This window comes from Pseudomonas sp. JS3066, assembly GCF_036328175.1.
Classification (GTDB): Bacteria; Pseudomonadota; Gammaproteobacteria; order Pseudomonadales; family Pseudomonadaceae; genus Metapseudomonas.
The window spans coordinates 3,955,975-3,977,540 of sequence record NZ_CP143312.1 but is presented as its reverse complement, the minus strand read 5'-3'; the positions used below and the strand labels follow the sequence as shown (position 1 = coordinate 3,977,540).

21 protein-coding genes are annotated in these 21,566 nt (G+C 63.7%); 10 read left to right on the top strand and 11 right to left on the bottom strand.

Going from position 1 to position 21,566, the window contains the following annotated elements:
- The first annotated feature begins 27 nt into the window (after positions 1–27).
- From SA496_RS18770 to SA496_RS18755, 4 genes are all read left to right on the top strand, one after another.
- Positions 28–987, top strand: coding sequence for a PDR/VanB family oxidoreductase (locus tag SA496_RS18770; protein WP_330114284.1), 960 nt, complete (start codon positions 28–30; stop codon positions 985–987).
- Positions 988–1,005: 18 nt separating this feature from the next.
- Positions 1,006–1,506, top strand: coding sequence for a flavin reductase (locus SA496_RS18765; protein ID WP_120655107.1), 501 nt, complete (start codon positions 1,006–1,008; stop codon positions 1,504–1,506).
- Positions 1,507–1,883: 377 nt separating this feature from the next.
- On the top strand, positions 1,884–3,161 hold the full coding sequence (locus SA496_RS18760; RefSeq protein ID WP_330114283.1) for an OprD family porin: 1,278 nt from the start codon (positions 1,884–1,886) through the stop codon (positions 3,159–3,161).
- Between the two features lie 59 nt (positions 3,162–3,220).
- On the top strand, positions 3,221–3,844 hold the full coding sequence (locus SA496_RS18755) for an NIPSNAP family protein (RefSeq protein WP_120655109.1): 624 nt from the start codon (positions 3,221–3,223) through the stop codon (positions 3,842–3,844).
- Between the two features lie 137 nt (positions 3,845–3,981).
- Here SA496_RS18755 and SA496_RS18750 read toward each other — a convergent pair whose 3' ends face one another.
- Positions 3,982–4,869: a LysR family transcriptional regulator gene (locus tag SA496_RS18750; protein ID WP_120655110.1), complete on the bottom strand. Its 888-nt coding sequence runs from the start codon at positions 4,867–4,869 to the stop codon at positions 3,982–3,984.
- Between the two features lie 135 nt (positions 4,870–5,004).
- Between SA496_RS18750 and SA496_RS18745 the strand changes: the two genes are divergently transcribed.
- The 4 genes from SA496_RS18745 to SA496_RS18730 all read left to right on the top strand — a co-directional run bounded on the left by SA496_RS18745 (position 5,005) and on the right by SA496_RS18730 (position 8,644).
- Positions 5,005–6,126 carry a muconate cycloisomerase family protein gene (locus SA496_RS18745; RefSeq protein WP_120655383.1) on the top strand — a complete coding sequence of 374 codons (1,122 nt, stop codon included), beginning with the start codon at positions 5,005–5,007 and terminating at the stop codon, positions 6,124–6,126.
- A 15-nt stretch (positions 6,127–6,141) separates the two neighbouring features.
- Positions 6,142–6,432: a muconolactone Delta-isomerase gene (catC, locus tag SA496_RS18740; RefSeq protein WP_153918360.1), complete on the top strand. Its 291-nt coding sequence runs from the start codon at positions 6,142–6,144 to the stop codon at positions 6,430–6,432.
- A gap of 39 nt (positions 6,433–6,471) precedes the next feature.
- Complete coding sequence (gene catA, locus SA496_RS18735; protein WP_120655112.1) at positions 6,472–7,398, top strand: catechol 1,2-dioxygenase; 927 nt, start codon at positions 6,472–6,474, stop codon at positions 7,396–7,398.
- A 376-nt stretch (positions 7,399–7,774) separates the two neighbouring features.
- Positions 7,775–8,644, top strand: a complete 870-nt coding sequence (locus SA496_RS18730; RefSeq protein WP_153918269.1) for an alpha/beta hydrolase — start codon at positions 7,775–7,777, stop codon at positions 8,642–8,644.
- A gap of 207 nt (positions 8,645–8,851) precedes the next feature.
- On the opposite strand, the gene SA496_RS29300 is transcribed toward SA496_RS18730, so the two are convergent.
- The 10 genes from SA496_RS29300 to antA all read right to left on the bottom strand — a co-directional run bounded on the left by SA496_RS29300 (position 8,852) and on the right by antA (position 18,881).
- Positions 8,852–9,406, bottom strand: a complete 555-nt coding sequence (locus SA496_RS29300; protein ID WP_256661056.1) for a methyl-accepting chemotaxis protein — start codon at positions 9,404–9,406, stop codon at positions 8,852–8,854.
- A gap of 382 nt (positions 9,407–9,788) precedes the next feature.
- Positions 9,789–11,042, bottom strand: coding sequence for an OprD family porin (locus SA496_RS18720; RefSeq protein ID WP_120655115.1), 1,254 nt, complete (start codon positions 11,040–11,042; stop codon positions 9,789–9,791).
- A gap of 130 nt (positions 11,043–11,172) precedes the next feature.
- Positions 11,173–11,862: an ABC transporter ATP-binding protein gene (locus SA496_RS18715; protein WP_120655116.1), complete on the bottom strand. Its 690-nt coding sequence runs from the start codon at positions 11,860–11,862 to the stop codon at positions 11,173–11,175.
- Positions 11,855–12,604, bottom strand: a complete 750-nt coding sequence (locus SA496_RS18710; RefSeq protein ID WP_330114282.1) for an ABC transporter ATP-binding protein — start codon at positions 12,602–12,604, stop codon at positions 11,855–11,857. Before SA496_RS18710 ends, SA496_RS18715 begins: the two co-directional genes overlap by 8 nt.
- Complete coding sequence (locus SA496_RS18705) at positions 12,601–13,620, bottom strand: branched-chain amino acid ABC transporter permease (protein WP_120655118.1); 1,020 nt, start codon at positions 13,618–13,620, stop codon at positions 12,601–12,603. Before SA496_RS18705 ends, SA496_RS18710 begins: the two co-directional genes overlap by 4 nt.
- A 10-nt stretch (positions 13,621–13,630) precedes the next feature.
- Positions 13,631–14,542 carry a branched-chain amino acid ABC transporter permease gene (locus tag SA496_RS18700; protein WP_120655119.1) on the bottom strand — a complete coding sequence of 304 codons (912 nt, stop codon included), beginning with the start codon at positions 14,540–14,542 and terminating at the stop codon, positions 13,631–13,633.
- A 61-nt stretch (positions 14,543–14,603) separates the two neighbouring features.
- Positions 14,604–15,767: an ABC transporter substrate-binding protein gene (locus tag SA496_RS18695; protein WP_120655120.1), complete on the bottom strand. Its 1,164-nt coding sequence runs from the start codon at positions 15,765–15,767 to the stop codon at positions 14,604–14,606.
- Positions 15,768–15,953: 186 nt separating this feature from the next.
- The gene (gene antC / locus SA496_RS18690; RefSeq protein ID WP_153918275.1) at positions 15,954–16,979 is read right to left on the bottom strand and encodes an anthranilate 1,2-dioxygenase electron transfer component AntC; all 1,026 of its coding nucleotides are present in this window, start codon (positions 16,977–16,979) and stop codon (positions 15,954–15,956) included.
- Between the two features lie 19 nt (positions 16,980–16,998).
- Positions 16,999–17,490 (bottom strand): anthranilate 1,2-dioxygenase small subunit, encoded by a 492-nt coding sequence (gene antB, locus SA496_RS18685; protein ID WP_120655122.1) that lies wholly within the window; start codon positions 17,488–17,490, stop codon positions 16,999–17,001.
- Positions 17,487–18,881 carry an anthranilate 1,2-dioxygenase large subunit gene (gene antA / locus SA496_RS18680; RefSeq protein ID WP_120655123.1) on the bottom strand — a complete coding sequence of 465 codons (1,395 nt, stop codon included), beginning with the start codon at positions 18,879–18,881 and terminating at the stop codon, positions 17,487–17,489. The genes antB and antA overlap by 4 nt, the downstream gene beginning before the upstream one ends.
- Before the next feature lie 741 nt (positions 18,882–19,622).
- Here antA and SA496_RS18675 point away from each other — a divergent pair.
- Both SA496_RS18675 and SA496_RS18670 read left to right on the top strand, forming a co-directional pair.
- Complete coding sequence (locus SA496_RS18675; protein WP_120655124.1) at positions 19,623–20,636, top strand: AraC family transcriptional regulator; 1,014 nt, start codon at positions 19,623–19,625, stop codon at positions 20,634–20,636.
- Positions 20,637–20,743: 107 nt separating this feature from the next.
- Positions 20,744–21,481: a DUF899 domain-containing protein gene (locus SA496_RS18670; protein ID WP_120655125.1), complete on the top strand. Its 738-nt coding sequence runs from the start codon at positions 20,744–20,746 to the stop codon at positions 21,479–21,481.
- Positions 21,482–21,566: the final 85 nt, after the last annotated feature.

Genomic DNA, 21,566 nt, shown 5'->3' with positions numbered 1-21,566 from the left:
GCACCTTGAAGGTGCGGGAAGGCCGGTATGAGTGAGCAAGTGTTGAATCTGGTGGTCCGCAAGCGGGTGGAGCAGGGCGAGGGCGTGGTGATCCTCGACCTCGCCGACCCGTCGGGCAAACCCCTGCCGGCGTTCGAAGCCGGCGCCCATGTGGATATCCACCTCAAGCCCGGCCTGGTGCGCCAGTACTCCCTTTGCGGTGACCCGGCCAACGCCTCCGTCTACCGCCTTGGCGTGCTGCGCGATCCGGCTTCCCGTGGCGGTTCGGTTGCGGTCCATGAACTGCTGCAGGAAGGCAGCGAGGTCGCCATCGGCGCACCGCGCAACCTCTTCCCGCTGGCCGGCGGCGCGAGCCGTTCGATCCTCATCGGCGGTGGCATCGGCATTACCCCGATGATCGCCATGGCCCACGAGCTGACCGCGAAGGACAGTGCCTTCGAGCTGCACTACTGCGGTCGCTCGCGCAGCCGTACCGCCTTCCTCGACGAGCTGGAAAACGCCGACTTCGCCGCTTGCGTCCGTACCCATTTCGATGATGAGGCCGCCGAGCAGAAGCTCGACCTGCCCGCCGTGCTGGGGCAACCAGCGGCCGATGTTCACGTCTATGTTTGCGGCCCGGCCGGGTTCATGGACTGGGTGATCAGTGAGGCACGCAAGGCCGGTTACGCCGACGATCACATCCACCGCGAGTACTTCCAGGTGGAAGTGGACGCCAGTGGCGACAGCTTCGAAGTCGTTGCTTCGCGCAGCGGCAAGGCGGTGCAGGTGGCTGAGGGCCAGAGCATCGTCGACGCTCTCGCCGGCGTCGGTATCAAGATCGAGATTTCCTGCGAGCAGGGCGTCTGCGGTACCTGCCTGTGCGACGTACTGGAAGGCGAACCGGACCACCGTGACGTCTACCTGACCGATGAAGAAAAAGCCGCCAACGACCAGATCCTGGTCTGCTGCTCGCGGGCCAAGTCGAAAAAACTGGTGCTGGACATCTGACAGCTGAGGGGCAAGACCATGGTCGATACCAATGGATTCCGTAATGCCATGGCGCTGCTGGGCGGCGCCGTTTCAGTCATCACCACCGATGGCACCGCAGGCCGCTGGGGCTTTACCGCTTCGGCTGTGTGCAGCGTCACCGACCAGCCGCCGACGCTGCTGGTGTGCATGAACCGCTCCTCGTTCGCCAATGGCCATTTCAAACAGAACGGCGTGCTCAGCGTGAACGTGCTGACCGCCGAGCTGAAGGAAATCTCCGGTGTCTTCGCCAACCGCGAACTGGACTCCGAGCAACGTTTCGCCCGCGCCAGCTGGAGCACCCTGGAGAGCGGTTCGCCGCTGCTGGACGACGCCCTGGTGAGCTTCGACTGCCGCATCGCCCAGGCGCATGAGGTGGGCTCGCACACCATCTTCTACTGCGAGGTGCTGGGCATCCGTCACGGCAAGAACCAGGAAGGCCTGGTGTATTTCAACCGCGCCTACCACCGCCTGGGGGATGCCTCGCGCTCGGCCTGCTGATCGACCTGTAGGAGCGGGGGCCGCGAAAGTCTGCCGCAGGTTGTTCGCCAGCAAGCTGGCTCCTACGGCAAACGAGACCCGGTTAGCGTGTAGGAGCGGATTCATTCGCGATGCGGGTCGCAGGCCTGCCAATGGATTTCGGCTGATCGCCGGAATACCGGATGAAGTTGTACTTCATCCAGTTTGAAGCTGTACCCATAACTATATATATCGAGGGCGCCCGTACATGTTCGGGTGGCGGGCCTTGCTACAACTTTTTTGCAGTAAGTGGTTATAAAAACAAAACTGTGGATTAACTGCCGAAGTTGCACTTCTTGCTAATTAATCTGCTCCCACTAGATGTGCCTTGCATGCACATGTAAGAAAGGATCACTTCCATGTTTCAGAAAAGCTGGCTGGCCAGCGGCGTGGCTGCCGCGGGCCTGATGGGGATGCTCATGCCGATGTCCGCCCAGGCGGACTTCGTGAAGGATCGGCAAATCAGCCTTGGCCTGCGCAACTTCTATATCGATCGTGATTTCAAACAGGATGATGCGCCAAAGTCGCGTATTGGAAGTTGGACCCAGGGTTTCGACTTCCGTGCCATCTCCGGATATACCGAAGGCACTTTGCAGTTCGGTCTGGATGTATCCGGGCAATATGCCTATCGCCTCGATGGCGGCGGCGGTCGCGGCCCGGACACCATCATTCCCTACGACGACAGCAAAGGTGAGCAGGTGCGCGACTACGGCCGCGCCGCGCTGACCGGAAAGGTGCGTTACTCCAAGACCGAGTTGAAGGTCGGCGAGCATCGGCCGATGCTGCCGGTGGCCTTCTACGATGATTCCCGCCAACTGATCACCACTTTCCACGGCTTCCTGCTGGAGTCCCGTGAAGTGGACCGGCTGACGCTCACCGGTGGCCGTTTCACCGAGATCAGCAGTCGCGAATCGTCCAACCGCGAGAAGATGTACCTGTTCAATGGGCCGGACATCAAACGCCGCAGCGATGGCCTGAATTTCGGCGGTGCCACCTACGCCTTCACCCCGAGCCTTACCGCCAGCTACTTCTACGGCCAGCTGGAAGACATCTACCAGCAGCATTACCTGGGCGCGACCCATACCGCTGACCTGGGTGGCGGCTATGGCCTGAAGACAGACCTGCGCTACTTCGACAACAGCGAAGACGGCAAGGCGTTGTACGGCGATATCGACAACCGCTCCTACGGCGCGATGACCACCCTGCGCAAGGGCCCCCACGCCATCGGCGTCGGCTACCAGCGCATGCTCGGCGAGAGCGTCTTCCCAACCCTCAACGGCTACGCGCCGCAGCCGTATCTGGTGAACTGGTCCACCGTCGGTTTCGTAAAACCCAACGAAAGCTCCTGGCAGCTGCGCTACGACCTCGACTTTGCCGCCTACGGCGTGCCCGGCCTGAAGCTGATGACCCGCTACCTGCGAGGCACCGGCATCGACCGTGGCAACAACGCCCTGGACCAGAACGTCGAGAGCGAACGCAACATCTACCTCAGCTACGTGGTGCAGAGCGGCCCGCTCAGGGGCGTCGGTTTCGAGTGGCGCAACATCGACGTCAAGACACGCTACGGCAACGGCAGTGCCTCGGGTCCGGACTATCAGGAAAACCGCCTGATCACCACTTATACCTTCAAGTTCTGACCCTGCGGGGCCGGTCGAAAACGGTCGGCCCCGCATTCTTACCTGGCAGCGAGACTCCGATGCGACTCTACGAACTCATCACCTTCACCCTGCGCGTGCGTACTCCCGCCGCGACCCTGGCGCGCCTGGAATCCACCCTTGCCGAAGCGCTGCCGGGCTGCACATTGGTCGGCTGCTGGTCCTCGGAAATCGGCCCCCTGAACCAGGTCGCCGTGCTGCGCGGCTTCAGCGACGAACAGGCCCGTCAGGCCGAGCGCGAGCGCTACCTGCTGGCGCGGGATGCATTCGGCATCGAGGAGTTCATGCTCGACATGAAGGTGGAGAACTACAGCTTGTTTCCCTTCCTCGAACCCCTCGCGCCGGGCGCCCACGGCCCCTTCTACGAACTGCGCGAATACAACCTGATTCCCTCCGGTCTGACCCCCACCCTGGAAGGCTGGAAAAAGGCCGTCGCGCCGCGTACCGGAGAAAGTTATTCACAGGTCTACGCGGCCTTCTACGCCACCGACGGACGCACGCCGCGTTACCTGCACATCTGGCCCTACGCGACCCTGGAACAGCGGCTGGATGTCCGCACGCGAGCCGTCGAGGACGGCGTGTGGCCACCGGAGAACTCCGGGCCGCAACTGCGTGAAATGCATTCCACCGTCTACCTGCCGGCGAAGTTCTCGCCGCTGCAGTAGGCGAAAACCCTTTTTAGCTTTACCTCAGCCCGTTCCACTCCTTTGCGGGCTTTTTTTCTTGTTGTAGGGGCGCTTCGGCCGCTCTCTTGTGGGCGTGAATTTATTCGCCAAGGGCAGCGCAGGGGCCCCGAGCACGCTCAGGCACCGATATGCCCTTCGGACAGCTCTTCGATCAGATCCAGGCAATGGGTCAGCGCCGGGGAGGCATCGCCCACACGGCGGCTGATGATGATGGGGGAGGTGGCCTGGGCTTCCTGCAGGTTGGCGTAGCCGATGTCGATGCGGTGCAGCACCTGCACCGAGGCCGGTACCAGGGTGATGCCGATGCCGGCGGCGACCAGGCCGATGGCGGTCTGCAGTTCGTTGGTCCATTGCGCCACTTCGATCTGCAGGCCGTAGGCCGCGAACAGTGCCAGCACATGGTCGGCATAGCTTGGCCGTGGGTTGCCCGGATAGAGCACGAAAGGCTCCTGGGCCAGGTCGGTAAGGCTCACCGGGCCGGGTAGAAGCGGATGTCCGGCGGGGAGGGCGGCCACTAGCGGGTCGAGGGTCAGCACCTCTTGCTGGATGGCCGGATCATTGATGTGGATGCGGCCGAAGCCGACGTCGATGCGCCCGGCCTTGAGCGAGTCCACCTGTTGCAGGGTGGTCATCTCCGACAGGCCCAGTTCCAGCCCGGCGTCGCTGCGCAAACGACGGATCAGATCGGGCAGCACACCGTAGAGGGTGGAGGGCGCGAAGCCGATGCCGAGCCAGGCTTTTTCGCCTGACCCAATGCGGCGGGTATTGTCACAAACCTTCGTCAGCTGCTCGAGGAGGGTGCTGGAGTGCTCATGGAAAAAGCGTCCTGCCTCGGTCAGGCGCAGGGGTCTGCCACGGTCCAGCAATGCCACCCCGAGCTCCTCTTCGAGTTGCTGTATCTGCCGGCTCAGTGGGGGTTGAGCGATGTGCAGGCGCTCGGCGGCACGGGTGAAATTGAGGGTTTCGGCAAGCGCCTGGAAGTAGCGCAGGTGGCGAAGCTCCATGGTGACTCCGGGGCGGTGACTTTTCGGGTTTGTCGATACCCTGTAGGTATCGTGCTAGACAAACTCTATATTGGACCCCGCGATTTGTCGCGGCCACTATCGGGACCAGATGAAACGAACCTGATGGGTATTGAAGTGAGCCAAGTCCTGATCGAAAGCGTCGAGACGATCATCGTCGACCTGCCGACCATCCGCCCGCACAAGCTGGCCATGCACACCATGCAGAACCAGACCCTGGTGGTGATCCGCCTGCGCTGCTCCGATGGCATCGAAGGCATCGGCGAGTCCACCACCATCGGTGGGCTGGCCTACGGCAACGAAAGCCCGGAGAGCATCAAGCAGAACATCGACAGCCACCTCGCGCCGCTGCTGATCGGCCAGGACGCCAGCAACATCAATGCCGCCATGCTGCGCCTGGACAAGGCCGCCAAGGGCAACACCTTCGCCAAGTCCGGCCTGGAAAGCGCACTGCTCGACGCCCAGGGCAAGCGCCTCGGCCTGCCGGTGAGCGAACTGCTCGGCGGCCGCGTGCGTGACGGCCTGGAAGTGGCCTGGACCCTGGCCAGCGGGGATACCGCCAAGGACATCGCCGAAGCCGAGCACATGCTGGAAATCCGCCGTCACCGCATCTTCAAACTGAAGATCGGCGCGGGTGAAGTGAACCGCGACCTCAAGCACGTGATCGCCATCAAGCAGGCCCTGGGCGACAACGCCAGCGTGCGTGTCGACGTCAACCAGGCCTGGGACGAATCCGTTGCCCTGCGTGCCTGCCATATCCTTGGTGATAACGGCATCGACCTGATCGAACAGCCCATTTCGCGCATCAACCGTTCCGGCCAGGTACGCCTGAACCAGCGCAGCCCGGCGCCGATCATGGCCGACGAGTCCATCGAAAGCGTCGAGGACGCCTTCAGCCTGGCTGCCGACGGCGCCGCCAGCATCTTTGCCCTGAAAATTGCCAAGAACGGTGGCCCACGTGCCGTGCTGCGCACCGCCCAGATCGCCGAGGCGGCCGGTATCGCCCTGTATGGCGGCACCATGCTGGAAGGCTCCATCGGCACCCTGGCGTCGGCCCATGCCTTCGTCACCCTCAAGCAACTGACCTGGCACACCGAGCTGTTCGGCCCACTGCTGCTGACCGAGGAAATCGTCACCGAAGCGCCGGTCTACCGCGACTTCCAGCTGCACGTGCCGCGTACCCCGGGCCTTGGCCTGGCCCTGGACGAAGAGCGCCTGGCGTTCTTCCGCCGCAAGTAAACAGGAGATCTTTCCATGCTGTTCCACGTGAAGATGACCGTAAAACTGCCGGTCGACATGGACCCCACCAAGGCGGCCAAGCTCAAGGCCGACGAGAAAGAACTGGCCCAGCGCCTGCAGCGTGAGGGCAAGTGGCGCCACCTGTGGCGCATCGCCGGTCACTACGCCAACTACAGCGTGTTCGACCTCGCCAGCGTCGAGGAGCTGCACGACACCCTGATGCAGCTGCCGCTGTTCCCCTACATGGAGATCGAGGTGGACGGCCTCTGCCGCCACCCGTCATCGATTCACGAAGACGATCGCTGATCGATTCGCGCCCGATAACAACAAGATGAGGAAATAGCCATGACTATCAAACTGTCCAGTACCGAAAGCGTCCAGAAGTTCTTCCAGGAAGTGAGCGGCTTCAACAACGACCAGGGCAGCCAGCGCATGAAGAAGCTGGTGAACCGCATCCTGGTCGACACCATCAAAATCATCGAAGACCTGGAAGTCACCACCGAAGAGTTCTGGAAAGCGGTGGACTACTTCAACCGCATGGGCGCCCGTGGCGAAGCCGGCCTGCTGGTAGCCGGCCTTGGCCTGGAGCACTACCTGGACCTCCTGCTGGATGCCCAGGACGAGCAGGCCGGCCTGTCCGGCGGCACCCCGCGCACCATCGAAGGCCCGCTGTACGTGGCCGGCGCGCCGCTGTCCGAAGGTGAAACCCGCATGGACGACGGCACCGATGCCGGTACCGTGATGTTCCTCCAGGGCCAGGTCAAAGACGCCGATGGCAAACCGATCGCCGGTGCCGTGGTCGACCTGTGGCACGCCAACACCAAGGGCACCTACTCCTACTTCGACACCACCCAGTCGGACTACAACCTGCGTCGCCGCATCGTCACCGATGCCGATGGCCGCTACCGCGCCCGCAGCATCGTGCCGTCCGGCTACGGCTGCCCGCCGGATGGCACCACCCAGGAAGTGCTGAACCACCTGGGCCGCCACGGCAATCGTCCGGCACACATCCACTTCTTCATCTCCGCACCGGGCTATCGCCACCTGACCACCCAGATCAACCTGTCGGGCGACGAATACCTGTGGGACGACTTCGCCTATGCCACCCGCGACGGGCTGGTGGGCGAGATCCGATTCACCGAGGACGCCGCCGCTGCTGCCGCCCGTGGCGCTGTGGATCGCTTCGCCGAAATCGACTTCGACTTCCAGTTGCAGAAGGCCCCGAGCCCAGAGCAGGAAGCCATCCGCGACCGCGTTCGCGCCGAAGCCTGAGTCACCGAATCGGCGGGGGAGGCTGGTTCCCCCGCTGTTTGAGCCGGCCGATTGGCCGGCTTTTTTATGGGCGGCTAGTCAACCTGGATCGGCCGTCGGGGCGTGGCCGAACGCCGCTTCCCTCACCCCAACCCTCTCCCAGAGGGAGAGGGGGCTGTCCAAGCAGGATGGCTGGTGAGTGCCCGGCGCGAGTCACCTCTCTCCTTTCGGGAGAGGGGCCAGGGGGAGGGTGGTTGACCCCGCGCTAGGCCTTTCGCGAATGAATTCTCTCCCACAAATGAGCACCCCTGACTCCCCGGATAGCCATCCCCGACTATCCGGATTTCGCCATTCCACGGGATGCCGCCTAATCGACGGACAACCATCGGAGGTGCCCATGACCCGCCCCAGTGATCCGGCCGAACTGGCCGCTTACTACGACGTGCAATACAACGCTCGCGCCAGCGTCGAAGACTTCGATCAGTACCCGCGCCAGTACCGCGCACTGAGCGACTCAGCCCACGCGAGCCTGAAGTGCTTCAAGGATGTGTCCTACGGGCCGGGTACCGGTGAGCGGTTGGATATCTTCCCTGCCGAGCAGCCGAACGCGCCGGTGCTGTTGTTCATCCATGGCGGCTATTGGCGTGCCCTTTCCAAGGCCGATTCGGCATTCATGGCGCCAGCCCTGACCGCTGCCGGCGCTTGCGTGGTGGTGCTGGACTACGACCTGGCTCCGGCCGTGACCCTCGATCACATCGTCGACCAGACCCGCCGCTCGCTGGCCTGGCTGCACCGGCATATCGCCGATTTCGGCGGCGATCCGCAGCTCCTGTATGCGAGCGGCAGCTCGGCGGGCGGGCACCTCACCGGGATGCTGCTGGCTGGAGGCTGGCACGGACGCTATGGCGTGCCGGACAGTGTGCTGCGTGGTGCGCTCCCCATCAGTGGGCTGTTTGATCTGCGACCGTTGCTGGAAACGCATATCAATGGCTGGATGGGAATGGACGAAGCGGCGGCGCGGCGCAACAGCCCGACTTTCCATTTGCCGACGCGGGGAGCCGAGCTGGTGATCAGCTATGGCGCGCAGGAAACGGCGGAATTTGCGCGCCAGTCCCACGAGTTCCTCGACGCCTGGATCGCGAGGGGGCTGCCAGGTCGCTTCGTGGCCGCACCGGGCAAGAACCACTTCGATGTCGTGCTGGAGCTAGGCCAGCCGGGGACGCAGCTGTATCGGGCAGTGTGCGAACTCATGGGCCTGAATGGGTGAGCCTGTAGAAGGTGCGAATTCATTGGCTATGTCTGCATTACGTCTTGCAAGGAGCTGCATTGCCCGTAGGAGCTGGCTTGCCAGCGAATGGCCGCGTTTCGCTGGCAAGCCAGCTCCTACAAGGCTCTTGGCCTGATGGTCAATCTCTCGCAACAGCTAACGCAGACATAGCGAATGAATTCGCCCCTACAAGGAAAGCAGCGGTGATCAACCCACCAACCCCCTCAGCTGCCTGGTGATCCGCTGCTTCTCGTCCAGCCGCTGCATGATGCGCTGGACGATTTCGTAGCGGGTGGTGGCAACGCGCTTCATCTCCGCCAGGGCCTGCAGGGCGATGGCGGATTTCTCCAGGCCGGCGCGGGTCGAACCGTCCACTTGTGCAAGGCCCGTACGTGCGTTTTCCGAGGCCTGTTGCAAGCCTCCGACAATCTCCCTGATCTGTTCGCTCGCCTCGTTGGCACGGCGGGCGAGGTGGCGCACCTCGTCTGCCACCACGGCGAATCCACGGCCCTGTTCGCCAGCGCGTGCCGCTTCAATGGCGGCGTTGAGAGCCAGCAGGTTGGTCTGTTTGGCGATCTCCTGGATGCTGCCGACGATGGAGCCGATGCGCTGTGACTGATCGCTGAGGTCGTTGAACACTTCAGTGATATGTCCCATGTACTGGCCCAGTTCGCCGATGGAGTTTTTCGAGTCCTCGATGCTGTTGGTGGAGAGCTGCAAGTTCTCGCCCGCCTGGCGAGCCAGGCTGTTGGCCTGTTGCATGTCTTCCGCGCTTTCGGCGATGGCCAGGCCAAGGTCGGCCAGGCGGGCCAGCAGGTGTTCGAGGGGTAGGGTTAGGACCGGCGCTACCGGGATTTCCAGCGCGGGCGGTGGAGCGGGTAGCGGTTCCGGCGCCGGTTGGTTCAGCGGGACCTCGACTACCCGGGCTGGCAGGTGGTGGTAGAGCAGCCCACCACAAAGGGTGCAGGCGCTCGCCAGGAGCAGGGGCCAGGAGCTGGCCAGCAACCAGGCAGCGAGCATGAAGAGTCCGCCGAGACAGAGCAGCAGGGCGGCCAGGGATTTTCGGGGCATGGCGGTTTCCTTGTCGGGGCAGGGACTGTGGGCAAGAAACCTGTTGGGGCGAATTTATTCGCCCCAACAGGGCTTAGAACAGTGCCAGGGTGTAGTTGAGGATCAGACGGTTCTCGTCGATGTCGGTGCGATAGTTGGAACGTGCGGTGACATTGCGGATGCGCACGCCCAACCCCTTGAGCGAGCCGCTCTGGATCACGTAGCCGATATCCAGGTCGCGTTCCCAGTCCTCGCCTTCGAAGCCCTTACCGGTATCCACGTTGTCGCCCTTGATGTAGCGCACCGTGGTGGTCAGGCCGGGGATGCCGAGGGCGGCGAAGTCGTAGTCATGGCGCACCTGCCAGGAGCGCTCATCCGCCGAGGCGAACTCGTAGGTCGGCACTTCGTTGCCCAGCGGCGTGATGTTGGCGAACACCTTGGGGAAGCCCTGGTCGCCGTACATACCCTGGTAGCCGACGAAGAAGGTATGGCCGCCTCGCTTGGCCGAGAGCAGAGAGTAGAAGGCCTGGTTGTCGACCTCGCCGATCAGCTTCTTGCCGTCCTCGGAAGAATCGTAGAAGCCCATGTTGGCGCCCAGCACCCAGTCACCCACCGGCTCGGCGTGCTTGAGGCTGATCAGGCGCTGGTCGTAGATGTCTTCGAGCTGCGCGTACCAGGTACCCACCGTGGTGCGGTTGGCGTTGAAGGCGTAGTCGGCACCGGCGTAGTTGAAGGCATCGCTGGAAGCCTGCCGTTGCGGCTGGTAGCCGATCTGAGCCTGGATCTTGTCGTCGCCGGCCTCGTTGCGCAGGCTTGTACCGGTCAGATGGCCGCCTTGCAAGGTCAGCCCGGCGATCTCGGTGGAGGTGATGCTGGCACCCTGGTAGCTGGGCGGCAGCAGGCGGATGTCGCTGAACATCAGCACGGGCAGGTTGGGTTGCAGTTCGCCGACTTTCAGCTCGGTCTTCGACACGCGCATTTTGCCGGCCACGCCCAGGCGGCTGTAGTCGTCGGCGGCCTCGCCATCTTCCTGCACCGGCAGCAGGCCGGTGTTCACCCGGTCGGGACTGCTGTCGAGCTTGATGCCGAGGGTGCCGATGGCATCGATGCCGAAACCGACCGGGCCGGGCGTGTAGCCGGACTTGAAGTTGAGGATGAAGCCCTGGGCCCATTCCTCGGCCTTGGACTGCTGGTTCGGCCCGACGATGTCGGAGAAATCGCGACTGAAGTAATAGTTGCGCAGTTGCAGCGTGGCGGTGGAATCCGCGATGAAGCCGGACTCTGCAGCCAGGGCGGAAAGCGGGAGGGTGCTCAAGAGGATCGGGAACGCACGGGACTTGTAGATCATCGCAAGGCTCTTCTTCTTCTGGTTTTCAGGGCGCACCCGTCCGCCGCCGGCTTTTGCTGAGCCGGTGGGGAGCGGATTGCGTCGGGATTACCGGTCCGTCTTGACTACGGGCCGGGAGGCTGGGCGTTGGTCAGACGCCCAGGTATCGATGCGACAACTCCGGTGTCGCGGCGAGCTGGTCCGGCGTGCCCTGCCAGACCTGTCGGCCCTTCTCGATGATGTGGTGGCGATCGACCACCCGCGCCATCTCCTTGAGGTTCTTGTCGATGACCAGGATGGTCTCGCCCTCTGCCTTGAGGGTCACCAGGCAGTTCCAGATGGTCTCGCGGATCACCGGGGCCAAGCCTTCGGTGGCTTCGTCGAGGATCAGCAACTGCGGGTTGGTCATCAGCGCGCGGCCGACGACCAGCATCTGCTGCTCGCCTCCGGAGAGGGTCTTCGACAACTGCTCCTGGCGCTCTTCCAGGCGCGGGAACAGGGCGTAGATGCGTGCCAGGTCCCACTTGCCGCCCTTGGTGGCGGTAGCCAGCAGGTTCTCCTTCACGCTCAGGCTGCCGAAGGTGCGGCGGCCCTCCGGCACCAGGCCGAGGCCCGCCTGGGCGATGCGGTAGGGCGTGGCGCCGCGCATCTCCTGGCCGTGTATGCGGATGCTCCCGGCACTGGGCTTGAGCAGGCCCATGATGGATTTCACGGTGGTGGTCTTGCCCATGCCGTTGCGGCCGATCAGTGAGACCACCTGACCCTGTTCGATCGTCAGGTGCATGTCGAACAACACCTGGCTCAGACCGTAGCCGGCCTGCAATCCACTGACTTCAAGCATGTTCTTCCCCCAGGTAGGCGGCGCGGACCTGCGCGTTGCTGCGGACTTCTTCGACGGAGCCGGTGAGGATCGTCTGGCCATAGACCAGCACGGTGATGCGGTCGGCCAGGGCGAACACGGCATCCATGTCGTGCTCCACCAGCAGGATGGCGTAGCGCCCCTTGAGCGACTGGAGCAGATCGGTCATCCGCGCGGATTCTTCCGCACCCATGCCCGCCATGGGTTCGTCCAGCAGCAGGACAGATGCCTCCTGGGCCAGCGCCAGGGCTAGCTCCAGCTGGCGGCGTTCACCGTGGGACAGCTCGCTAACCAGGTCCTGCGCGCGGTGGCCGAGGCCGACCTGTTCCAGGTAGTCCTGGGCCGGGTCCAGCAAGCTGCGGTCGCGGGACAGCGGGCGCCACATGCCGAAACTCTTGCCTTCGCGAGCGGCGATGGCCACGGCGACGTTCTCCAGCAGGCTGAAGTCCGCGTAGAGCTGGCTGACCTGGAAGGAGCGGGCCAGGCCCAGGCGCGGCCGCTCATGGGCCGGCACTTCGGTGATGTCCCGGCCGGCGAAGAGGATCTGCCCCTTGTCCGGCCGGATTTCCCCGGCGATCTGCGAGATAAGCGTCGACTTGCCCGCGCCGTTGGGGCCGATGATCGCGTGCAACTCGCCAGCGGCCAGCTCCAGGTTGGCGCCGTTAGTGGCTTTCACTGCACCGAACGCCTTCTCCAGGCCACGGATGGACAGTTGCGCGCTCATGGATGCACCTCACGGGTGGTGGCGACAGGGGAGGACTTGGAGTAAGCCTTGCGCGGCCGCTGGCGGGCCATCAGCAGGCCGTAGATGCCCTGGCGGCCGAACAGCACTACCAGCAGCAGGAGGGGGCCGAAGATCAGCAGCCAGTGCTCGGTCCACAGGCTCAGCAGCTGTTCCAGACCGAGGTAGGCGGCCGCCCCCAGCACCGGGCCGAGGAGGGTACCGACGCCACCGAGGATGACCATCGCCATCAGCTCGCCGGACTTCTGCCAGGCGCCCATGTCAGGGCTGACGAACAGCGCGTAGTTGGCCCAGAGCACGCCGGCCAGGCCCGCGCCGAGGCCGGCGATGACGAAGGTGGTGAGGCGGTAGCGCAGGGGTTTCAGACCGAGGCTGATGGTGCGTCGCTCGCTCTGCTTGAGGCCGCGCAGGACGAAGCCGAAGCGCGACCCGACCAGGCGCCGGCAGAACAGCAGCCAGGTCACCAGCAGGGCCACGCAGAGGTAATAGAACTGGTTGGCGTCGTTCAGGTCGAGGCCGGGCAGGCTGTTGCGCTCGTTCATCAGGATGCCGTCGTCGCCACCATAGAGCGACAGCGAGCCGAGGATGAAGTAGAGCATCTGGCTGAAGGCGAGGGTGATCATGATGAACTGTACGCCGCTGGTACGCAGCGACAGGTAGCCCATCACCAGGCCCAGCAGGGCGCAGCAGAGCAGGGCCAGCGGCCAGACGATGAGCGCGCTGTTGCTGCCTTCCCAGCCCCACAGCGGCATCGCCTGCGAGCTATGGAAGGCGATGATGCCGACCACGTAGCCGCCCAGGCCGAAGAAGGCCGCGTGGCCGAAGCTGACCAGGGCGCCGTAGCCGATCAGCAAATCCAGGCTGGCGGCGGCCATGCCGTAGATGGCCAGGCGCGTGAACAGACTGACCAGGAAGGGTTCGTCGAACAGCGCCGCCACCAGGGGCATCAGCGCGAAGGTGGCCAGGCAGGCCAGGTCGATGAAGAGGCGTCGGGACATGGAATTCTCCTCAGGCGCGGGACGGCAGCAGGCCGCGTGGACGCACCAGCAGCACCAGGGCCATGACGATGTAGGCGCTGGCGGAAATCAACCCGGCGCTCAGCGCGCCGCTGACCTCGGCCGGCAGCAGCTGGTCCAGCAGTTGCGGGATGTAGGCGCGGCCCAGGCTGTCGACCATGCCGATCAGCAGGGCGCCCACCAGGGCACCGCGCACCGAGCCAACGCCGCCGACGACGATGACCACGAAAGTAGTGATCAGCACCTTCTCGCCCATGCCGATCTCTACCGAGAGCAGCGGCGCGGCCATGAATCCGGCGAGGCCGCAGAGCATGCAGCCGAAGACGAATACCAGGGTGTAAAGACGGCTGATGTTCACCCCCAGCGCACCGACCATCTCGTGGTCGTCGGCGCCGGCGCGGATCAGCATGCCCAGGCGGGTGTGGTTGATCAGCAGCCACATGCCCAATGCCACCAGCAGGCCAGCGCCGATGAACAGCAGGCGGCTGACCGGGTACATCAGGCCGGGGAGCACTTCGACGAAGGCGTTGTACCAGTCCGGCGTCGGCATGGCCGGCGGGCTGCGGCCGAACAGCAGGGTGATCAGCTCGTTGGTGAAGAACACCACTGCGAGGGTGGCCAGCACCTGGTCCAGATGGTCGCGGTTGTAGAGGCGGCGGATGATCCCGGTCTCGATCACCAGGCCGTAGAGCGCGGCACCGGCCAGGGCGGCGAGGCCGCCGAGCCAGAACGAGCCGCTGGCGATGGCGGTATAGGCGGCACAGAAGGCGCCGACCATATAGAAGGCGCCATGGGCCAGGTTGATGACGCCCATGATGCCGAAGATCAGCGTCAGGCCGGAGGCGAGCAGAAACAGCAGCGCGCTGTACTGCAGGCCATTGAGAAGTTGTTCGAGCAACAGCATGGCGAAGTCCTGCGGTGGTGGCCCGCCGGTGTGGCCGGCGGGCTGGCGGATCAGATTGGAATCAGAGCGCGCACTGGGTCGCGTAACTGTCCACCTGGGCCTTGGCGATGGTCTTCACCGGCACTTCGGCGAGCTTGCCGTCGGCGCCGGCCTGGACCTTGAGCAGGTGCCAGTCGATCACCGCATGCTGGTTGCTACCGAAGCGGAAGTCGCCACGTACCGAGTCGAAGCGGGCATCGCGCAGGGCCGCGCGGAAGGCGTCGGCGTCCTTGAGGTCGCCGTTGGTGGCCTTGAGTGCCGAGCCGATCAGGCGCGCGGTGTCGTAGCCCTGGGCGGCATACATGGTCGGCGCGCGGTTGTACTTCTCGGTGAAGGCCCTGATGAAGGCCTGGTTGGCCGGGTTGTCGGACTGCGGGTTCCAGCCGCTGACCACGTTGACGCCCTCGGCCACGTTGCCGGTGGCGGCGAGCATGCGTTCATCCATGGAGAACACCGGCACCACCATCGGAATGCTCTTCGACAGGCCCGAGCTGCCGTACTGCTTGGCGAAGTTGATGCCTGCACCACCCGGGTGGAACTGGAACACGGCGTCCGGGTTCAGCGAGCGGATGCGCGCCAGTTCCACGGAGAAGTCCAGTTGGTTGAGCTTGGTGTAGATCTCGGTGACTTCGCCCTTGAAGGTGCGCTTGAACCCGGCCAGCGCATCGCGACCGGCCTGGTAGTTGGGCGCCAGGATGACCATCTTCGTGTAGCCCAGGTCGTTGGCGGCAACGCCGGCCATCTCATGGGGCACATCGTTCTGGTAGGAGGCAGCGAAGTAGTTCGGCTTGCACTGCGCGCCGGCAAGGTTGGACGGTGCGGCGTTGGTGCTGATGTAGAAACGGTCGCCCTGGGTGGCACCGTTAACCACGGCGGCCAGCACGTTGGAGAACATCACGCCGGTGTAGAGGGAGATGCCATCCAGGCTCATGCGGTCGATGATCTGCTTGCCCTTGGCGGGTTGCAGGCCGTCGTCCTCGACCACCAGTTCCACCGGCACGCCGCCGAGCTTGCCGCCTTCCTGGTCCATGGCCAGGCGGAAGGCGTCGCGGGCGTCCTCGCCGAGGTAACCGGCCGGGGTCGAAAGTGTGGTGATGAAGCCGATGCGCACAGGTTCCTGTGCCAGGGCGGGAAGGGAAGAGGCCAGTGCGGCCCCGAGCATCGCAAGGTTCAGAGTCGTTTTCATGGTTACCGCCTTGGTTACGCAGTGCCGTCGTGACCCGGCCTGCTAGTTGTTGTGTGGGCAGTTGGTGAAGCGGGTGGAGCGTATTTGTTGTTTTGTGTGCCGCCGTAGGCGCGAGCTTGCCAGCAGCGCACCGCGCATTCGCCAGCAAGCTGGCTCCTACAAAGGGGCCTGCGTTTGGGACGAGCCTCAGGTATTGCTCTCGGTGAACTTCTCGAAATACAGGTGGCCGTTGTCGATGCCGTTTTCCGTGAGCCAGGTCTTCACCGACTCGACCATCGGCGGGGGGCCGCAGAGGTACATGTCGAACGGGGATTCGCGCAGGGCCGCTGCATCGAAGTGCTTCGCTACGTAACCGCGCTTACCGTTCCAGTCCTGGCCTTCGTCGCTGATCACCGGGGTGAAACTGAAGTCCGGGATGCGCGCGGCATAGTTCTGGATGCGCTCCAGCTCGCAGAGGTCCGCTACCTGGCGCACGCCATAGAACAGGTGTACCGGCTGTCCGCAGCCGCCGTTCGCGGCGATATCGTCGAGCATGCCGAGGAAGGCGGAGAGGCCGGTGCCGCCGGCCACCATCAGCAGCGGTTTTTCGATGTGGCGCATGTAGAAGGCACCCAGCGGGGCTTCGAAGCGGATCTCGTCACCCACCTTGCAGCGTTCGCGGATGTAGTTGCTCATCACCCCGTCCGGCAGCAGGCGGATGAGGAACTGCAGCTTGTTCTCCGCGTTCGGTCGGTTGGCGAAGGAGTAGGAGCGTTTCGAGTCCGTGCCCGGTACCTGCAGGCGGGCGTACTGTCCCGGCAGGAAGTCCAGGTGCTGGCCGTCGATGCCGGCATCCAGGTGGAGGATGGCGGTGGTCGGCGACACCTGCTCCACAAAGGTGACCACGCCACGCTCTTGCACCGGCCGCGCCGCGCTGCAGAGCGATGAGGCGAAATCGAAGTAGAACGAGGCATCGGACTGCACACGGGTCTGGCAGGTGAGCATCCTGCGCTGCTCCAGGTCCTTGGCCGACAAGGCTTCTTCGTCCACGTAGTCCATTGCGTAGCGGCCAGATTCGCAGCGGCCCATGCAGGTGCCGCAGACACCCTCGCGGCAGTCCAGCGGAATGTTGATGCCGTTACGCAGGGCGGCGTCGAGCAGGATCTCGTTGCCCTGCACGGGGAAGAACAGGGTTTTGCCATCGGCAAAACTGAAGGCGACCTTGTGATTCATGGCGCATGCATCCGGGCAATCAGAGGTGGTAGAAGTCGAGCACCGAGTTGATGGTGTCGTTGAGCAGGACCATGTGCTTGCGGGTGATCTTCCAACTCTCGCCGCTGGGCTTGAGGTGGTAGGTCGCATGGCCAAAGAAGTGCTCGGCCTGGCCCAGGCGGTAGTACAGGGTCTGCCAGCCGGCCGTCACTTCGAGCTGACCGTCTTCGCGCTCGGTGATGCGCACATTGCTGATCTGGTGCAGGGTGCGCGGCATCGGGATGGTCGAGGCGGCCTTGCCGGTGCGGATGCGGAACACGCGGTCTTCCAGGCCCGAGCGGTTGCTGTAGTAGATCAGCGACATGCCGCGTTTCGGGTCGGTGGTGTACTGGTGCTCGGACTCCCACTGCGGCAGGTGGTACTCGCACTGCTCGTCGAACAGGTCCAGGTAGGCATCCCAGTCCTGGGCGTCGCACAGGGCGGACTTGCGATAGAGGAATTGTTCGATCTGGTATTGCAGCTGCGAGTTCATGCCTGCACCTCCTGCAGTTTCAGGGCTTTCTGGTCCAGACCCTGGAGCAGGAACCGCTGCCAGTTGCTGTGCTGGTTCACGTACAGGCCTTCATGGGTGAATTCGGTGCCGGTCATCACCGGGGCGATGCCCAGGGTCTGGCTGTTCGGCGTGGCGCCGGTGACCCACTTGCCGTAGCCGCGGGAGATGTCGCTCCAGCGCTCCAGGCGCCCCTGGAAGCCGCGTTGCTGTTCGCGGAATTCCACCAGGTCGTCGGGGGTGCCGAGGCCGGAGACGTTGAAGAAGTCCTCGAACTGGCGGATGCGGCTCTCACGGTCGGCGTCGGATTCGCCCTTCACGCCAATGCACTGGCTGATGATCTCGGTCTTGTTCCAGGCCACCGGGCGCACGATGCGCAGCTGGGAGCTGATCTGGTCCATGAAGAACAGGCTGGGGTAGATGTTCAGGTTGCGCAGGCGGTGCATCATCCACTCCGCCTTGGCCTGGCCGTGCTCCTGCACCAGGCGCGGCATTACGGTGGCGTAGCCGGGACGCACGGTTGGGTTGGGCATGTCGCTGAACAGCACGCTGTGTCCGTTGTTGAAGGAGAACCAGCCATCGTCGGTCTCGGCATCGCCGGCGCCGAGCTTGCTGTAGTCCAGCGTGCTGCTGGCGCCACCCTTGGCGGCGTTGACCTGCTGGCGATGTTGCACGGTGGCCACGTAGTTGTAGTGCACGGTGCTGACGTGATAGCCGTCCAGGCCGTTCTCGTTCTGCAGCTTCCAGTTGCCGTCGAAGGTGTAGGTGGACTTGCCCGGCAGCACTTCCAGCTCGCCGGTGGGCGACTGGGCGACCATCATGTCGAAGAACACCTTGGCGTCGCCGAGGAAGTCTTCCAGGCTGTCGGTGCCCGTGACGTCGAGGCTGATGAAGACGAAGCCCTTGTAGCTTTCGATGCGCGCCTTCTTCAGTCCTCGGGTGGCCTTGTCGAAGCCTTCCGGGTATTCGCCAGGTGCCTTCACCTTCACCAGGCGGCCGTCGCTCTTGTAGCACCAGGCGTGGAAGGGGCAGGTGAAGGTGGACTGGTTGCCCTTGCCGACGCGCGTGAGGGTGGCGCCGCGATGCTGGCAGGCGTTGATCAGGGCGTTCAGCGCGCCATTGCCGTCACGGGTGATGATCATCGGCTGGCGGCCGGCGCGCATCGTCATGAAGTCGTGGACGTTGGGGATCTCGCTCTCGTGGCAGGCGTAGATCCAGTTCTTCTCGAAGATCAGCTCCATCTCCAGGTCGAACAGGTCCGGCTCGGTGAACATGTCCCGGGCAATGCGGTACACGCCTTCGGCCGGACGGAAGTCCAGGCAGCCGCTGACGTACTCTCTCCACTGCGCAACGTTTTTATTCGAAGTATTCATGGGTGGCACCTTCCACATCGGGCGAAACAGTGGAGGTCATTAGAAGGAGCCGGGACTTCCCCGGTCTATCCGTTTGGTTGGCAAAGACGCGCCGAAAATTTTGTGTCCCGGTTGCAGGCCAGAGAGCAGACGGGGCGGGGTTTCCAGCGGATTTCGGGCGGCCGGAAAAAGCGGATAGCCTTTGTCCAGGGAGCGGATAGCGACGAGGCTCTGAAGGGGAATTGAATCCACTCTGTCGGCAGGTTGGCGGGGCGCGGTAACGGCCGCCTGGCCTGGATTGGCCCGAGGTAACGCAAAGTCGTGGAAATTGCGGATGGCTAGCCGATTCGTTCGCTGCGCGCTATCCGAAAAGTTGGCAAAGACTATCCGCCGGTGCTGCGCGGGTAACCCTTCGCCTGCGCGCCCTTCCCACGTCAGGTAACACTGGGGTGCTTTACCTGTCTGGCGGTGCTTCATCGAGTGGCGCCGGTGACGGTGGCCAACGCGCGCATCGAAGTGTTGCTGCGCGTGCTTCAGCGCGTGGCAGCAAGGCTCTGGGATGAGGCGTCCAGACGCGCGGTCTGGTTCTTTGAAGTGACCCGTCCGGGGGATCGAGGAACGGTTCTATCCGGAAAGTTGGCCAATGCTATCCTCGTTTTCTGCTCTTCGAAGGATCGTGCTGGCGTGGCATGGAGCTTGCCTGCTTTAACTCGACGCGCCGCTAGAGCGCGCATCTCCAATTGCCGCGTTGGGTGCCGCGTGATGAGTACGAAGAACCATCTTCATTTTCGAGACATATCCGCCGATCGCTACGATCTGGCCGGAGCCCGTTCCTGGATGTCGAACATTTGCGGCCCCCACCACTTGAAGGTGGCGAAGCCTGAACGCATCCAGTTCCACCACAGCGGCAATGTGCTGCCCTCGATGTCCACGACCCTGGGCTATGTGGAGTACGGCACCGACGTCACCATCGGCGTCGGCGAGGACATGAACCTCAATTGCTACAGCCTCAGCCTGCCGCTCTGCGGTGAACAGGAGCTGGCCAAGTCCGGGCGTCTGCTGCGTTCGGATCGCGACTGGGGGGTGATTGTCTCGCCCCACGAGCATCAGGAACTGACCATCGCCGGCGACTGCCACAAGTTGCAGGTAGCCATTCCCCGCGCGGCGATGCTGCAGACCCTGGAAGACCTGCTGCAACGCAGCGTGGATACTCCTCTGTGCTTCCAGGCCGAGATGGACGCCGTGGATGGCGCGGCCGCGTCCTGGTGGCGCATGGCCCGGCACCTGATCGACGAGCTGGAGCGCAGCCGCGATCTCTACGGGCAGCTGTTCTTCACCCGTGACCTGGAAAGCGCGTTGATCAAGGGGCTGATCCTGGCGCAGCCGAACAACTATTCGGAAGAGCTGCGCGAACGCCTGGAGATAAAGCTGCCTCACTACCTGCTGCGTGCCCGTTCCTTCATCCAGGTCCACGCCCGCGAGGATATCTGCCTGGAGGACATCGAGCGGGCTGCCGGCGTTTCGCGCTTCAAGCTGTTCGAGGGCTTCAAGAAGTACTTCGGCCAGTCGCCCATGGCGTTCCTGAAAAAGCACCGGCTCACTGCAGTGCGCCAGGACATCCTCGAGGACCGTTCCCAGCGCAACATCTCGGCGATTGCCCTGGCCTGGGGCTTCAATCACCTCGGACGCTTCTCCAGCGAGTACCGCAAGCTGTTCGGCGAGACGCCCAGCGCCACGGTGCAGCGCCTGGAAGCCCGGCGCGGCCACAGCCTCTGAGGCGGGGCCGTTCGTCGCCAACTCTTCGAGCGATTGTCGAGCGCACTTTCCGTCGGACGACCAATAGGGCGAGTCCCTTATCAACGTCTGGTTCAGGAGTGCGCACCATGAAGATCGACAAGCATCCCGTAGTTTCCCGAGAAGAATGGCTTCAGGCGCGCGAAGAGCTGCTGCGCAAGGAAAAAGCCTTCACCCGAGAGCGCGACAAACTCAGTGCCGAGCGGCGGGCGCTGCCTTGGGTACGAGTCGAGGAGATCTATGCCTTCGAGGGGCCGGATGGCTGGGAAACCCTGGCCGACCTGTTCGATGGGCGCAGCACGCTGGTCATCTACCACTTCATGTTTGGACCCGGCTGGGAGGAGGGTTGCCCGGGCTGTTCCTTCCTCGCCGACCATATCGACGGGCCAAACCAGCACCTGAAGCACCACGACGTGACCCTGCTGTGCGTTTCACGTGCGCCTTTGCAGGAGTTCCAGGCCTTCCGCAAACGCATGGGCTGGAAGTTCAAGTGGGTGTCGTCCCATGGCGGCAGTTTCAACCGGGACTTCGGCGTGGCCGCCAGGCCCGAGGACATCGCCGCTGGCATTGCACGATACAACTACGGCACCAGCAAGGACCCGGGTGAGGACATGCCGGGGCTCAGCGTGTTCTATCGCAACGAGGCGGGGGAAATCTTCCACACCTATTCCACCTATGCCCGTGGCCTCGACCTGCTGGTGGGCGCCTACAACTTCCTCGACCTGCTGCCCAAGGGACGGGACGAAGCGGAGATCATGGACTGGATGACCTACCACGACCGCTATGAGGACGAGCCCGTCAAGGTGCATAGCTGCTGTGCGGAGTAGCCTCTCGCAATTGTGGGGGTGAACTCATTTGCCAAGCAGACCGGAGGTCTGCCCTGGGAAGTGTCAGGGGGCAACTGCGTTGCCC